At 59.1% G+C, this 15,554-nt stretch carries 14 protein-coding genes; 9 read left to right on the forward strand and 5 right to left on the reverse strand.

Annotated features, from left to right (window positions below; translation table 11 throughout):
• The first annotated feature begins 208 nt into the window (after positions 1-208).
• The 9 genes from ACWFVE_RS06810 (at position 209) to sthA (ending at position 9,884) form a co-directional block, all read left to right on the forward strand.
• Positions 209-1,666, forward strand: coding sequence for a glyceraldehyde-3-phosphate dehydrogenase (locus tag ACWFVE_RS06810; RefSeq protein WP_447528527.1), 1,458 nt, complete (start codon positions 209-211; stop codon positions 1,664-1,666).
• 290 nt (positions 1,667-1,956) lie between these two features.
• Positions 1,957-3,306: a Na(+)-translocating NADH-quinone reductase subunit A gene (locus ACWFVE_RS06815; RefSeq protein WP_447528528.1), complete on the forward strand. Its 1,350-nt coding sequence runs from the start codon at positions 1,957-1,959 to the stop codon at positions 3,304-3,306.
• A gap of 1 nt (position 3,307) precedes the next feature.
• Positions 3,308-4,531 carry an NADH:ubiquinone reductase (Na(+)-transporting) subunit B gene (locus ACWFVE_RS06820; RefSeq protein WP_447528529.1) on the forward strand — a complete coding sequence of 408 codons (1,224 nt, stop codon included), beginning with the start codon at positions 3,308-3,310 and terminating at the stop codon, positions 4,529-4,531.
• Positions 4,531-5,352: a Na(+)-translocating NADH-quinone reductase subunit C gene (locus ACWFVE_RS06825; RefSeq protein WP_447528530.1), complete on the forward strand. Its 822-nt coding sequence runs from the start codon at positions 4,531-4,533 to the stop codon at positions 5,350-5,352. The genes ACWFVE_RS06820 and ACWFVE_RS06825 overlap by 1 nt, the downstream gene beginning before the upstream one ends.
• A 2-nt stretch (positions 5,353-5,354) precedes the next feature.
• Positions 5,355-6,023 (forward strand): NADH:ubiquinone reductase (Na(+)-transporting) subunit D, encoded by a 669-nt coding sequence (locus tag ACWFVE_RS06830; RefSeq protein WP_447528531.1) that lies wholly within the window; start codon positions 5,355-5,357, stop codon positions 6,021-6,023.
• 1 nt (position 6,024) lies between these two features.
• A complete protein-coding gene (gene nqrE / locus ACWFVE_RS06835) occupies positions 6,025-6,642 on the forward strand; it encodes an NADH:ubiquinone reductase (Na(+)-transporting) subunit E (RefSeq protein ID WP_447528532.1) in 618 nt (205 codons plus the stop codon).
• 65 nt (positions 6,643-6,707) lie between these two features.
• Positions 6,708-7,940 carry an NADH:ubiquinone reductase (Na(+)-transporting) subunit F gene (gene nqrF, locus ACWFVE_RS06840; protein WP_447528533.1) on the forward strand — a complete coding sequence of 411 codons (1,233 nt, stop codon included), beginning with the start codon at positions 6,708-6,710 and terminating at the stop codon, positions 7,938-7,940.
• Between the two features lie 213 nt (positions 7,941-8,153).
• Positions 8,154-8,408 carry a (Na+)-NQR maturation NqrM gene (gene nqrM, locus ACWFVE_RS06845; RefSeq protein WP_447528534.1) on the forward strand — a complete coding sequence of 85 codons (255 nt, stop codon included), beginning with the start codon at positions 8,154-8,156 and terminating at the stop codon, positions 8,406-8,408.
• A gap of 84 nt (positions 8,409-8,492) precedes the next feature.
• Positions 8,493-9,884, forward strand: coding sequence for a Si-specific NAD(P)(+) transhydrogenase (gene sthA, locus ACWFVE_RS06850; protein WP_447528535.1), 1,392 nt, complete (start codon positions 8,493-8,495; stop codon positions 9,882-9,884).
• Between the two features lie 62 nt (positions 9,885-9,946).
• Here the strand turns inward: sthA and ACWFVE_RS06855 are convergent, their stop codons facing one another.
• The 5 genes from ACWFVE_RS06855 to leuS all read right to left on the reverse strand — a co-directional run bounded on the left by ACWFVE_RS06855 (position 9,947) and on the right by leuS (position 15,542).
• Positions 9,947-10,873: a PA2778 family cysteine peptidase gene (locus tag ACWFVE_RS06855; protein ID WP_447528536.1), complete on the reverse strand. Its 927-nt coding sequence runs from the start codon at positions 10,871-10,873 to the stop codon at positions 9,947-9,949.
• Between the two features lie 8 nt (positions 10,874-10,881).
• The gene (locus ACWFVE_RS06860; RefSeq protein WP_447528537.1) at positions 10,882-11,280 is read right to left on the reverse strand and encodes a PA2779 family protein; all 399 of its coding nucleotides are present in this window, start codon (positions 11,278-11,280) and stop codon (positions 10,882-10,884) included.
• Between the two features lie 112 nt (positions 11,281-11,392).
• Positions 11,393-12,454, reverse strand: a complete 1,062-nt coding sequence (gene holA / locus ACWFVE_RS06865) for a DNA polymerase III subunit delta (protein ID WP_447528538.1) — start codon at positions 12,452-12,454, stop codon at positions 11,393-11,395.
• On the reverse strand, positions 12,451-12,951 hold the full coding sequence (locus ACWFVE_RS06870) for an LPS-assembly lipoprotein LptE (protein WP_447528539.1): 501 nt from the start codon (positions 12,949-12,951) through the stop codon (positions 12,451-12,453). Before ACWFVE_RS06870 ends, holA begins: the two co-directional genes overlap by 4 nt.
• Before the next feature lie 5 nt (positions 12,952-12,956).
• Entirely contained in the window at positions 12,957-15,542 is a 2,586-nt protein-coding gene (leuS, locus tag ACWFVE_RS06875) for a leucine--tRNA ligase (RefSeq protein ID WP_447528540.1), read from the reverse strand.
• Positions 15,543-15,554 lie beyond the last annotated feature (12 nt).

The raw sequence follows: 15,554 nt of genomic DNA on the forward strand, positions 1-15,554 counted from the left end.
GCAATCATACACCATCCGCCGCACCAGTTAGAGAGCTGTGCCCAACCCTGTTTTGCGCGTGTAGTCAAATGGGCATTTGTGTAATACCCCTACACGGCGTGCGACTATCCTTTGATTGCGGCCTTATCGTAACCCCCGGATAATACGCGCAGATTACCTCGCACCATGTTTTCCATCCATCAAGTAAAACCATGCAAAGGGGCCGCACGTGAGTCAGTCAACGCTCGAGAACGTTTTTCAACAGTGGCAAGGCGACGAAGCGCTTGCCGAGCAGATGATTCCGCTGGTCGGTGTGCTTTATCGTCAGAACAACGTGGTGGCCACCATGTTCGGGCGCTCGCTGATCAAACGCTCGGTCATCCGCATTCTGAAAGATCACCGTTTCGTGCGCAAAATCGAAGGCACCGAGCTTTCGGTCCGGGACACCTTTCCGATCGTGAAAGCCATGGCCGCTTTGAACCTGGCCCCGGCGCACGTGGATATCGGCAAGCTCGCGGTCGCCTTCAAACACCAGGGCGGCGATGATCTCGACGGCTTTCTAAAACGCGAGCTTGGCGAGATCATCGACGGCTATGAGCCGGGCGCGAGCACCGGTGAGCCCAAGGACGTGGTGCTTTACGGTTTTGGGCGTATCGGCCGCCTGCTGGCCCGCGTGCTGGTGGAAAAAGCCGGTGGCGGCAATCTGTTGCGGCTACGCGCTATCGTGGTGCGGGGGCGTGGCGATATCGCCAAGGACCTGGAAAAACGCGCAAGCCTTCTACGCCGCGACTCGGTTCATGGCCCCTTCGATGGCTCGATCTCCATCGACACCGAGGCGCGCACGCTCACGGTCAACGGCAACGTGGTACAGGTCATCTACGCCGATTCGCCCAGTGAGGTCGACTACACGCACTACGGCATCCACAACGCCGTGGTAGTGGATAACACCGGTATCTGGCGCGACGAAGCCGGCCTTGGCCAGCATCTCGAGTGCAAGGGGGCGGCGAAGGCGCTTTTGACCGCGCCGGGCAAAGGCGATATCAAAAATATCGTTTATGGCATCAATCATGAGGCAATCGGTGAAAGTGATCGCATCGTCTCGGCGGCGTCATGTACCACCAACGCGATCGTGCCGGTGCTCAAGGCACTGAACGACGAGTATGGCGTCAAGACCGGCCACGTCGAAACCGTGCACGCCTACACCAACGATCAAAACCTGATCGACAACTACCATAAGGGCGACCGGCGCGGGCGAAGTGCGGCGCTCAATATGGTGCTGACAGAAACCGGCGCGGCCAAGGCGGTGACCAAGGCGCTGCCGGAGCTCGACGGCAAGCTGACCGGCAACGCCATTCGCGTGCCGACCCCCAACGTCTCGATGGCGATCTTGAATCTGACGCTGGAAAAAGAGACCGACGTCGCCGCGCTCAACGACTACCTGCGCCGCATGTCGATCGATTCCCGCTACCAAAAACAGATCGACTTCGTGGATTCGCCCGAAGTCGTCTCCTCGGATTTCGTCGGCAACCGCCATGCGGGCATCGTGGATGCCAAGGCAACGATCGCCAACGGTAACCACGCGGTGGTCTATCTGTGGTACGACAACGAGTTCGGCTATAGCTGTCAGGTGATTCGAATTCTGCAGCATATGTCCAATGTCGCGTTCCTGAAGCTTCCGCGCGATTAAAAAGTTTTTTACGGCGTGTTTAGCGCTTTAACCCTGCAACGCCACCGTAAGGTGGCGTTTTTTATGGGTTAAATAAATCCACAAGTGATGTGCATAGCACTTTAGGAAAGGCCCGGGGATGTGGTCATTGGCCGCGCTTATCATTATAATACGGTAGATTTTTCGGGGTGGTTCAAGCGTGCTTGGGCCTGACTGGTAACAATCTGCAGAGCAAACAACAATTCATCCAGCAGAAAATAAGCATTCGAACCCCTACCTTCGTATATCCGATCCATCAACTGGGCGAGACTATGATCGAAGTCAAAAAAGGCCTGGATCTTCCCATCACGGGAGCGCCTGAGGCGCGTATCGACGATGCGCGGCCTGTGCGCCATGTGGCAATTCTGGGGACTGACTACGTTGGCATGAAGCCAACCATGGAAGTTCAGGAAGGGGACAAGGTCAAACTAGGCCAGCTACTTTTCACCGACAAAAAAACGGAAGGCGTGCGTTTTACAGCGCCGGCCGGCGGTGAGGTAGTCGCTATTAACCGTGGCGAAAAACGACGTTTACTTTCCGTCGTCATTAAAGTCGATGAGAATGAAGAAGCCATGACGTTTGCCTCTCACGAGCGCGACGCATTGGCAACGCTTGACCGTCAGATGGTCGTCGACCAGTTGGTGGAGACCGGTCTTTGGACCGCGCTGCGGACCCGGCCCTTCTCGCGCACACCGGCGCTGGATAGCACGCCTTCCGATATCTTCGTCACCGCCGTGGATACCCATCCGCTCAGCGCTGACCCTGCTCAGATCATCAACGAAAATTCCCAGGCATTCGAAGACGGCCTCAAGGTGCTAACCCGCCTGACCGAGGGCAACGTTTTTCTGTGCACGGGTGAAAATGCCTCCATCCCCGGTGGGGATGTCAGCGGCGTCAAGAGCGAAAGCTTCAAGGGGCCGCACCCGGCGGGCCTGGTCGGCACGCATATTCACTATCTTTCACCGGTCGCGCTGCATAAAAGCGTGTGGCATATCGGCTATCAGGACGTGATCGCCTTCGGCAAGCTGTTCGTGGAAGGTAAGCTCGACGTCACGCGTATCGTCGCACTCGGCGGCCCGCGCGCCGAGAAGCCGCGCCTGCTGCGTACCCGCATTGGCGCCAGCACCGACGAGCTCTTCGAGGGCGAAGTGATCGAACCGCACGACACCCGCGTCATTTCCGGTTCGGTGTTTTCAGGCTTTTCCGCCGAAGGCAAACTGACCTATCTTGGCCGTTTTCACAACCAGGTCAGCCTGTTGGAAGAGGGGAACAAGCGCACCTTCATGGGCTGGCTCTCGCCGGGGAAAAACCGCCATTCGGTCATGGGTATCTACCTTTCCGGGTTCAAGGGATTGAATAACTTTGCGCCGACCACCTCCACTAATGGCTCCGAGCGGGCGATGGTGCCGGTGGGCAACTATGAGCGGGTTATGCCGCTGGATGTGATGCCGACGCAGCTACTGCGTTCGCTGATCGTGGGAGATATCGAGTCTGCCATGGACCTGGGGTGCCTGGAGCTGGATGAAGAAGATCTAGCGCTTTGCACCTACGCCTGTCCTGGCAAGTACGAGTACGGCCCCATCCTGCGTGACAATCTCACCATGATCGAGAAAGAGGCCTGATATGGGTATTCGACAAACGCTCGACACGCTCGAGCCGCACTTCCACAAGGGCGGCAAGTACGAGAAGTTCTACCCGCTCTATGAGGCGGTCGACACGATCTTTTACTCGCCCCCCAGCGTTGCCAAAACCACTGCCCACATTCGCGACGGTATCGATCTCAAGCGGATGATGATCACCGTATGGCTTTGCACCTTCCCGGCGATGTTCTTTGGCATGTGGAACGCCGGCTGGCAGACCAACGTGGCGATCGATTCGGGCTACGCGGCCCTCGAAGGCTGGCGTGAAACGTTGTTTCTGCTGATTTCCGCGGGGCATGATCCCGGTAGTCTGTGGTCCAACTTCGCGCTCGGCGCGGTGTACTTCCTGCCGATCTACCTGGTCACCTTCGCCGTGGGCGGGTTCTGGGAAGTGCTGTTCGCTATCAAGCGTGGCCACGAGGTCAATGAAGGCTTCTTCGTGACCTCGGTGCTCTATGCACTGATCCTGCCGGCTACCATTCCGCTTTGGCAGGTAGCGCTGGGCATCACCTTCGGCGTGGTGATCGGTAAGGAGATCTTCGGGGGTACCGGCAAGAACTTCCTGAACCCGGCGCTGACCGGCCGGGCGTTTTTGTACTTTGCTTACCCCGCGCAAATCTCCGGCGACTCCGTCTGGGTGGCCGCGGATGGCTACACCGGCGCGACGGCGCTGTCCGTCGCTTTCCAGGACGGCATGGATACGCTCGCCAACACCTTCAGCTGGACGGATGCTTTCTTCGGTTTCGTGCCAGGCTCGGTGGGTGAAGTCTCGACACTTGCTATACTAGTGGGCGCGGCGGTTCTGCTTTGGACGCGTATCGCTTCCTGGCGGATCATGCTCGGGGTCTTCCTGGGTATGGTGGCGACCAGTGCGCTGTTTAATCTGATCGGCTCCGAGACCAACCCGATGTTTGCGATGCCCTGGTACTGGCACCTGGTGATCGGTGGCTTTGCCTTCGGTATGGTGTTCATGGCCACCGACCCGGTATCTGCGTCGATGACGAACCAGGGGCGTCTGGTCTTTGGTGCATTGATCGGTGTGATGACCGTATTGATCCGCGTGGTGAACCCGGCATTCCCGGAAGGCATCATGTTGGCGATACTGTTCGCGAACCTGTTTGCGCCCTTGATTGATTACTTCTTCGTCCAAGCCAATATCAAACGCCGTACCAAGCGTATCGGCGCACCGGCCGAGGAGACTGCCTAATGGCACAAGGTAACAACTCCATCAAGAAAATTCTGATCGTAGCGTTCTCGCTATGTATCGTTTGCTCGGTGATTGTCTCTACCGCGGCCGTGGCGCTGCGCCCTGCGCAGCAGCTCAACCAGGAGCTCGACCGCAAGACCAATATTCTGAACGTGGCCAGACTCTATGAGTCCGGCATGGACGTCGAGCAGGCGTTCAGCGAGCAGATCACCGGGCGCGTCGTCGAGCTTGAAACCGGCGACTATACCGATGAGTTCGATGCGGACGAGTACGATGGCTTCGAAGCGGCGCGGGACCCGGCCACCGGTCGTACGCTGTCTGGCGATCGCGACATCGCCGGTCTTTCCCGCGTCGAGAACTATTCGACCGTCTACCTGGTAGGCGACCCGGAAGACCCGGAGCAGATCGTTCTGCCGATTCGCGGACAGGGTCTTTGGGGCCGTATGCGCGGCTTCCTGGCGGTAGAAGGTGACGGCAATACCATTGTCAGTATCACCTACTACGAGCACAGCGAAACGCCGGGGCTGGGTGGCGAAGTGAATAACCCGCGCTGGCAGGCTCAGTGGGAAGGTAAAGAGATCTACGATGAAGAGGGTGACCTCTCACCGGCGATTCACCTGACCAAGGGCGGCGCCAGCAGCGAGTACGAGGTGGATGCACTTTCCGGTGCCACGCTCACCAGTAACGGCGTTACGAATATGCTCCAGTTCTGGCTCAGCGAGGAAGGCTTTGGGCCGTACCTGGCCAAGTTCCGGGGTGACACCGAGCCGGAAGACGCCGCAGACACCGACACCGACTTCAACGACGTTGAGGGGGCTTGATCATGGCGGATGTAAATGCAAAAGGCGTGTTGACCGCGCCTATATTCCAGAATAACCCCATTGCGCTGCAAATTCTGGGGATCTGTTCGGCGCTGGCGGTAACGACCAGCATGGGCGTATCGCTGGTCATGGCGCTGGCGGTTATCTTCGTAACATCGTTTTCGAATCTGTTCGTATCATTGATACGTAACCACATTCCCTCGGCAATTCGTATCATCGTGCAGATGACCATCATCGCATCGTTGGTTATCGTGGTAGATCAGATTCTGAAAGCCTACGCCTACGAAATGTCCAAGCAGCTGTCGGTCTTCGTTGGCTTGATCATCACCAACTGTATCGTCATGGGCCGCGCCGAAGGCTTCGCCATGTCCAACTCGCCGGGCATGTCGTTTCTGGACGGCGTCGGTAACGGCTTGGGCTATGGTTTCGTACTGCTGGTCGTGGGTTTCTTCCGCGAACTTCTCGGTGCGGGCAGCTTGTTCGGTTACACCATTTTGCCGACCGTTCAGGATGGCGGCTGGTACATTACCAACGGCCTGCTGCTGCTGCCGCCTTCCGCGTTCTTCATCATTGGCCTTTTGATCTGGGTGCTGCGCTCGCTCAACCCGGAGCAGGTCGAAGAGAACGAGTTCAAGATGAAGGAAAATTCCAAGCCGAAGGAGGCCGTGTAACATGGAACACTATTTAAGCCTTTTCGTTGCTTCGGTCTTTGTCGAAAACATGGCGCTGGCCTTCTTTTTGGGCATGTGTACGTTTTTGGCGGTGTCCAAAAAGGTTTCGTCGGCCATCGGCTTGGGTATCGCGGTCATCGTGGTACTCACCGTCACGGTACCGGTGAACAACCTGGTGTACACCTATCTGCTGCAGGAAGGTGCGCTGACCTGGACGGGCATCGATGGGGCTGAAAACATCGACCTATCGTTTTTGGGTCTGCTTTCTTACATCGGCGTTATCGCGGCACTCGTTCAGATCATGGAAATGTTCCTCGATAAGTACGTGCCGTCGCTTTACAACGCGCTGGGCGTTTTCCTGCCGCTGATTACCGTTAACTGCGCGATCCTGGGTGGCGTACTGTTCATGGTGGAGCGTAACTACAACTTTGGCGAAGCCGTGGTGTATGGCTTTGGTGCCGGTACGGGCTGGGCGCTGGCGATTGCCGCCCTGGCCGGTATCCGCGAGAAGCTAAAGTACAGCGATGTACCGGGTGGCTTGCAAGGCCTTGGCATCACGTTCATCACCGTTGGCTTGATGTCTCTGGGCTTTATGTCCTTTTCGGGCATTCAGCTTTAATCGGCCGGTTTTCTCGGCGGCGGTTCGCCGTCGAGGTAGAAACCCCTCAGCAATAGGAAACCGACATGGTTGATACATCTGTCATCTTGCTCGGTGTTGTCATGTTCACGGTCATCGTCATTAGTTTGACGGCGATCATTCTGGCAGCGCGCAGCAAGCTCGTGAGTAGCGGGGACGTGACGATTGAAGTCAATGACGACCCCGAGAACACCCTGACCACCCAGGCCGGCGGCAAGCTGTTGAACACCCTGGCGGCCAACGGTATTTTCCTTTCCTCCGCCTGTGGTGGTGGCGGCTCCTGCGCGCAGTGTAAATGCCGCGTAGAAGAGGGCGGCGGCTCGATTCTGCCGACCGAAGAGTCGCACTTCACCATGCGCGAGAAAAAGGAAGGCTGGCGCCTTTCTTGCCAGGTACCCGTCAAGCAGGACATGAAGATCGAAGTGCCTGAAGAGGTATTCGGCGTCAAGAAATGGGAGTGCGAAGTCACCGCCAACCCCAACGTCGCGACCTTCATCAAGGAGCTCAACCTCAAGCTTCCCGAAGGCGAAGAAGTGGCCTTCCGCGCGGGTGGCTACGTGCAGCTCGTTGCACCGCCCTACGATATCAAGTTCTCGGACTTCGATATCGAAGAGGAGTATCGCGGTGATTGGGAAACCTTCAATCTGTTCGACGTTTCCCACAAGAACAACGAAGAAGTGATTCGCGCTTACTCCATGGCGAACTACCCGGAAGAGAAGGGGCTTCTCAAGTTCAACATCCGTATCGCTACGCCGCCGCCCAAGTCTGACCATCCGCCGGGCTTGATGTCGACCTACGTGTTCAGCTTGAAAGAGGGCGACAAGGTCGACGTAATGGGGCCCTTCGGTGAATTCTTCGCCAAGGATACCGATGCCGAGATGATCTTCGTCGGCGGTGGTGCGGGCATGGCGCCAATGCGCAGCCATATTTTCGATCAGCTCAAGCGTTTGAAAACCGATCGTAAGATCTCGTTCTGGTACGGTGCGCGCTCCTGGCGCGAGACGTTCTACAACGAAGATTACGATCAGCTGGCCGAAGAGTTTTCGAACTTCGAGTGGCACCTGGCGCTTTCCGATCCGCTCCCGGAAGACAACTGGGAAGGGGCGACCGGCTTTATCCATAACGTGCTCTATGAAGAGTACTTGAAGGATCACCCGGCGCCGGAGGATTGCGAGTACTACATGTGCGGGCCGCCCATGATGAACGCCTCCGTTATCAAGCTGTTGTTGGATATGGGCGTCGAGCCTGAAAACATCATGCTGGATGACTTTGGCGGTTAAGGGTTTATCCCAACGCTCAGCGGGGCTAGCTTGATGCTAGCCCCGTTCGTTTTACCCCATGGCCGTACTGCCTGATTATATCGCCCGCTCCAGGGTATAATGACCAAGGTATAATGACGCAGTACACCCATCAAAGCGGGTGTGTTAACCCGAATGACGGCACTTTCAGGGCCTATTACTGTCCCGAGAAAGACAACGTCAGAGGAGGCTTATATGGCTATTTGGTTACTGGTTTTGGGTTTCATGGCGCTCATCATGACCGCCATGGCGGTAGGTGTCTTGATGGGGCGCAAGCCGATCGCCGGTTCCTGCGGCGGGCTCAATCAGATCGGCATGAAAGACGGCTGCGATATCTGCGGTGGTAAAGACAAGGTATGCGAAGAAGAGAACCGCAAGCGAGGCGGCGCGCGCCGGGTAAGCGATGAAAGCCGGGGTGCGGATCTCGGCTACAACGCTACCCGCCGTTAAGCGCCAAGCTAGCGGCGGTGTAAGTGAGGTAAGCGCGCGTACGTTTCGTACGCGCGATCATGGGATCGAGGAGACGCAGACGGTATGGCGGTTCATAATTACGATGTCGTAGTGATTGGTACGGGCCCGGCCGGCGAGAGCGCGGCCATCAACGCGGCCAAGAACGATCAGCGCGTGGCTATCATCGAAAAGCAACCCCAGGTGGGCGGCAACTGCACCCACTGGGGTACGATTCCCTCCAAGGCGCTGCGCCACCAGGTCAAGCAGATCCTGGCGTTCAATACCAACCGCATGTTTCGCGATATCGGCGAGCCCCGGATGTTCTCCTATCCCCGGGTCATGGAGCGCTCCCGCGATACCATCGACCAGCAGGTCGAGATGCGTACGACCTTTTACGCGCGTAACCGTATCGATCTGTTTCACGGCACCGCCCATTTCAAGGATGAGCACACGCTGCTGGTTCGCGACCGCCAGGAAGGGGTCGAGGAACTGGTGGCTAAAAGAGTCGTCATCGCGACCGGGTCACGCCCCTATCGCCCTGGCGATATCGACTTTCGTCACCCGCGTATCTACTGCTCCGATACGATTTTGAGCATGGCGCACACCCCACGCACGATGGTGATTTTTGGTGCCGGCGTTATCGGCTGCGAGTATGCCTCGATTTTCTCCGGGCTGGGTATCAAGGTTGATTTGGTCAATAGCCGCGACAGTCTACTGTCGTTTCTCGATGACGAGATCAGCGACGCGCTCTCCTACCATCTGCGCAAGCACGGCGTGTTGATCCGCCATAACGAAGAGTACGACCGGGTAGAGGGCGACGAGTCCGGCGTGGTCGTCTACTTGAAATCCGGCAAGAAGATTCGCGCCGACGCCTTTTTGTGGGCAAACGGCCGCACCGGCAATACCGATACCCTGGGACTCGAGAATATCGGCCTGAAGGCTAACGGCCGTGGCCAGCTAAGCGTGGACGACCACTACCGCACCGAGCTTCCCCATATTTACGCGGCGGGAGACGTCATCGGTTGGCCGAGTCTGGCCAGCGCCGCTTACGATCAAGGCCTGAACTCCTGCAACGAGCTGCTGGACAAGGACTACCGGTTCGTGACCGACATCCCGACCGGTATCTACACGATTCCCGAGATCAGCTCTTTTGGCCCCAACGAACGCGAGCTGACCGAGGCAAAAGTGCCTTACGAGGTGGGCAAGGCGTTTTTCAAGGATACCGCCCGGGCGCAAATTACCGGCGATACGGTGGGAATGCTAAAAATTCTTTTCCATCAGGACACGCTGGAGATTCTCGGCATCCACTGCTTTGGCGACCAGGCGTCGGAAATTCTGCATATCGGCCAGGCCATCATGCAGCAAGAGGGCGAGGCCAATACGCTGCGCTATTTCGTAAGCACTACGTTCAACTACCCGACCATGGCCGAGGCCTATCGGGTAGCAGCGCAAAATGGCTTGAACCGCGTTTTCTAGATGGCAGGTTATCTTCAAGCGAAAGAAAAGGGTCCAACGGGCCCTTTTTTAATGCCAGCCGATCAATCGCCCAATAGCGCCTCGGCACGGCTTTGCCAGGGCCCTTCGAGGGCGGCGGCCCGGCTTAGCGCCTGGCGGGAGGCCTCTGAATCGCCCAGATTGGCCCGCAGCAAACCCAGGTTGAGCCAGGCCGCGCCCAGGTTAGGGTCGCTTTGCGTCGCCGCCTCAAAAGCGCGCCGTGCGGCGGCCGGCTCCTGATTGGCAAAGAGCGCATTCCCCAGGGCGAACTGGCCCAGCGCATTGGCGGGGTGGCGCTCGACGAGCGCCTGCCAACTGCTGAGGGCGGCAACCGGGCCGTGTAGCGCCTCGTAAGCACTAATGGCCTCCACCGCGCCGCGCGCCGATACGTTGGCGGCAAGCTCCCCCGGCGCCTTGACCACGAACCCCCAGCGCTCGCTGCGCGCCCAGGTCGCATCGAAGCGGCTAAACGCCATCGTGTGCCGCTCGATTTCACCGCTTCTTAGAATCAGGCGCTGCTCGGGCAGGTCATAGCCGATCGCCACCGCGTAGTGCCAAAGCGGGTAGATCGGCAGTGACAGGTTTTGCATCACCACCACCGGCTCGCCGGCCGCCAGGTGGGCCAGTAGCGCGTCCATGGTGGGGCGGATCGGGTAGGCGATCAGGTCATGGCGGCGAACCGTGGCCAGCATCTCCGGCTGCAGGCTGCCTTCACGCCCCGGCACGTACACCTGGCTAATGAGCTCCTCCAGGGTGACGTCTTTTCCCTGGTACGCGAGCACCATGGCAAGACTTGCCGGGCCGCACTGGTAATCGCTTTGCGCGAAGAAGGGCACGCTTGCAAGCTCGGCCTGGGGGGCAATGCTTTGATAGGTGCTTTCGAGTAGAACCGGGCTGCGCGCGCAGCCACAAAGCCAAAGCGCGAGCATGAAAACGCCCGCAAGGCGGGCGTAGTGAAGAAGAGAGCGCATCGGTGCGATTAGCGAGTAAACGGATAAACGTCGGTCAGGCCGAGAATATCGGTAATCAGCAGGATGATGAACACGGCAAAGAGGGTGCCGACCACGCCGCTGGCACCGGCGGGCAGCTCGTCCAGGCGCTCGGCCATCTGCTGGGCTTCGCTGTCGCTCAGAGCGGCCACGCGTGCCTGAACGTCGCTCGGGTCGACGCCCTGGCCGACAAGCGCTTGCTGAACATCGGCGCGGGCCAGCAGGTCGCTGATACGCTGACGATCACTACCGGCCTGGTCGCTTGCGAGCATCGACTGGGTCGAGATCATGCCGGTCGAGGCACTGTTGCTCGACGCCATCACCGGCAGGCTAGTAACCACCAGCGCCAGAATCAACAGAGCGGAAAGGGAGGCACGCAGGGTTTTCATCGTCTTCATCCTTGGACAAATGCGCAGAGCGCTTTTTAAGTAGGTAATGAGTAATAGGTAGTGAGTCGCCGGCACCACCATCAGGGCGGCCATTCAAACCCTTGCTAATGGGCTACACGCCAATTCGGTAGGTCCATGCGGTTTCGGTCAGTATACCTTTCGCGCCGGACATCGTCATCGCCAAATCGTGCAGGCCGGGCCAGAGCGGCACGCTGGACGCGCCCTTGACCGAAAGGTCCAGGCGCTGCGCCATGAGCAACAGCTTGTGCAGCCGCTTCATCGGCAGGCGGCTGATCGCCTTTTGGTACGCCGGGCGGCGCTTATCGAAAATCATCGGCTTTTGGGTCTTGCAGGCGTGTTCGAAGCTCTGGCCCTGATCGAGGTGTTGATGCAGCGACAAGAGCGTACGCAGCTCGCGGGTCAGCGCCCAAAGCACGATGGGCGCCTCGACCCCTTCGCTTTTGAGCCCGGAGACGATTTTCGAGACGCGCTGAGGCTCGCCTTTCAAGCAGGCATCCGCCAGGTTGAACACGTCAAAGCGCGAGCTGTCCTCGACGCCTACGGCGATGCTTTCGACGTTGAGCCGCGTGCCCTGGGGGTGAATCAGTGCAAGTTTTTGAAGCTCCTGGTCGGCGGCGAGTAGATTACCCTCGGTACGCTCGCCCAGAAGCCGGGCCGCGTCCAAATCGACCTGCACGCCGTAGAGCCCGGCGCGGTCGCGTAGCCAGTAACCCAGCCGCGAAGCATCCACCGGCCATACCGGCACGAAGAGCCCGTGTTTATCCAGGCTCTTGAACCAGGCGCTTTTTTGCTGCTTGGCGTCGAGTTTGCCCATGCTAATCAAGAGGACATCGTCGCTGGAATCCATTTGCTCGGCGTACTGGGCGAGCGCCTTACTGCCTTCCTGGCCGAGTTTTTGATTGCCTAAACGCAGTTCCAAAAGCTTGTTGGTGGCAAATAGCGACAGGTTGCTCGCCGTCTCCAGAAGCCGCCCCCAGGCGAAATTGGGCTCGACATCGAGCACTTCGCGCTCCTCGATACCGGCCTGGCGCGCGGCCTGGCGCACCGCGTCGCAAGCATCGCGGTGCTGCAAGGGCTCTTCACCGGCAACGATCACGACCCGGGGCAGCTTTTTGGCAAGCTGGCCCGGCAGCTGGTCGGCGAACACCTTCACGGCGGCGTCTCTAGCGTGGCGAGGCGCTCGATAATGCGCTTGGCGAGCTGGCGAGTCAGCGTTTGATTCGCTTCATCCAACAGCGTTTCGCGGTTCAAGAGGTCGTCGTCGTTGACGCGAATACGCGTTGCGGTATCGACCACGGCATTGTTGAGCGCATAGGCGCTGGTGTCGCGCTGCTGAACCGAGAGCGAGACGCGCATGGTCAGCTCGTGGTCGCGGTTGGCGCGCCCTTCGCTTCCCAGTGCCCGGTTTTCGACCCTGGGCGTGCCTAGGGTCACCCGCCAGGGCGCGCCGGGGGTTACGTTGGACCCCATGCGCGTAAGCTGGCTTTCGAGCTCGCGGGCAAGCGGAGTAGCCGTCTCACCTTCGATCGTGAGCGCCGGAAGCGTGGGGAGCGAGTCCGCCCCCCGCAGTTGAAAACCGCAGCCAGCCAGCGCGGCCGCCGTAATGGCCGCGGCCCCCAGCGCCAGCAAGCGCCGGCGCGTTGATTTCATCGTGCTCATCCGCTCACCACGATATTGACCAGCTTGCCGGGTACCACGATGACCTTGCGCACGGTTTGGCCTTCGAGGTGGCGCTGTACGTTGTCGTTCTCCATGGCGAGTTTCTCCACGGAGGCCTTGTCGGCGCTCGCCGGTACCTCGATGCGCGCGCGCAGTTTGCCGTTGACCTGTACCACCAGTTCCAAGCTATCCCGGGTCAACGCCGACTCGTCCACGGCAGGCCAGCTCGCTTCGATGGCTGGCTCCTGATGACCAAGCGCTTGCCAAAGAGAGTGGCAAAGGTGCGGGGTGATCGGTGCCAAAATCAGTACGCTGGCTTCCAACGCCTCCCGCGCCACGGCCAGGCCCAGGGGCGAGGTGTCGTCGAATTTGCCCACCGCGTTGGAAAGCTCCATCACCGCGGCGATAGCGGTGTTGAAGGTGGTCCGACGACCGATATCGTCACCGGCTTTCTTGATCGTTTCGTGGGTCTTGCGGCGCAGCGTCTTTTGATGCTCGTCGAGGGCCTCGACGGAAAGCGCCTCGGGGGTACCGGCTTCCAGGTGCTCGCTGACCTGGCGCCAGAGCCGCTTCAAGAAGCGGTGCGCGCCTTCCACGCCGGAATCCGACCACTCGAGCGACTGCTCCGGCGGGGCGGCGAACATCATGAACAACCGTACGGTGTCCGCGCCGAACTTGTCGATCATCGACTGGGGGTCAACGCCGTTGTTTTTCGACTTGGACATCTTCTCGATGCCGCCCATTTCCACCGGCTCGCCGTCGCTCATCAATACGGCGCTGATCGGGCGGCCCTTTTCATCGCGGGTCACTTCCACGTCCGCCGGGTTGAACCACTGCTTGCCGCCGTTATCCATGGGCCGATAGAAGGTTTCGGCGATCACCATGCCTTGGGTCAAAAGCTGCTGGAACGGCTCATCCGATTCGACCAAGCCGAAATCGCGCATCAGCTTGTGGAAGAAGCGGGCATAGAGCAGGTGCAAAATGGCGTGCTCGATCCCGCCAATGTAAAGATCCACCGGCAGCCAGTAGTTGGCGCGCTCGTCGAGCATCGCATCATGGTTGTCCGCGCAGCAAAAGCGCGCGAAGTACCAGGAAGACTCCATGAAGGTATCGAAGGTATCGGTTTCGCGGGTCCAGCCATCGCCCAGATCGGAAAATGCCGGCATCTTCTTGAGCGGCGAGCCCGAGGCATCCACGGTGACTTCCATGGGAAGTTCAACGGGCAGCTCGTCATCGGTCAGCGGCACGGTCTGACCTTCGGGGCCGTATTTCACCGGAATCGGCGCGCCCCAGTAACGCTGGCGGGCCACGCCCCAGTCGCGAATGCGGTAGTTGGTCTTGGTCTCGCCGCGGCCGAGCTCGGAAATTTTGGCGGCGATGGCATCAAAAGCCGCCTCAAACTCGAGACCATCGAAGTCACCTGAGTTGATCAGCGTGCCGTGCTCAACAAAGGCCGCCTGGCTGAGATCCGGCGTATTGCCGTTTTCATCGGCAATGACGGGTTTGATCTCGACACCGTACTTGGTGGCGAACTCCCAGTCGCGCTGGTCGTGGGCGGGCACGGCCATGACCGCGCCGGTGCCGAACTCCATGAGTACGAAGTTGGCAACGAACACCGGCACGCGCTCACCGCTAAGCGGATGTACGGCGCTATGGCCGGTGGCCATCCCCAGCTTCTCCTTGGTGGCCATCTCGGCTTCCGAGGTGCCGCCCTTGGCGGACTCCTCGCAAAAGGCCGCAAGCTCTGGGTTATGCGCGGCGGCTTCTTTCGCCAGCGGGTGGCCGGCGGCCACGGCCACATAGGTCACACCCATCAGCGTATCCGGGCGGGTGGTGTAGACCGAAAGCGGCTCACACGCGGCGCCGTCCGCGGCTTCGATATCAAAGCTGAGCTCGACGCCTTTTGACTTGCCGATCCAGTTGCGCTGCATGGTCTTGACCTGCTCGGGCCACTCGACCTTGTCCAGATCAGCCAGCAATTCGTCGGCGTAGTCGGTGATCTTCAGAAACCATAGCGGAATTTCTTTACGCTCGACTAACGCGCCGGAGCGCCAGCCGCGGCCTTCGATGACCTGCTCGTTGGCCAGCACCGTCTTGTCCACCGGGTCCCAGTTCACCGTGGACATCTTCTTGTAGACCAGGCCCTTTTCGACGAGTTTGGTGAAGAACCACTGCTCCCAGCGGTAGTAGCTCGTATCGCAGGTCGCGAATTCGCGGCTCCAGTCGTAGGCGAAGCCCAACGCCTTGAGCTGGGTGCGCATGTAATCGATATTTTGGTAGGTCCACTCGCCGGGTGGCACCTGGTTTTGAATGGCGGCGTTTTCCGCCGGCATGCCGAAGGCGTCCCAGCCCATGGGCTGCATGACGTTTTTGCCCTGCATACGATGAAAACGCGAAACCACATCGCCAATGGTGTAGTTACGCACGTGACCCATGTGAAGCTTACCGCTAGGGTAGGGGAACATGGAAAGGCAATAGAACTTTTCGCGATTGGCGTCTTCTACGGCTTTGAAGCACTGATTCTTGTCCCAGTACTGTTGGGCGTCACGTTCGATCTCGCGAGGGCTATAGTGTGCATCCATCGGTTTTTCAAT

The organism is Vreelandella mediterranea (assembly GCF_970647075.1).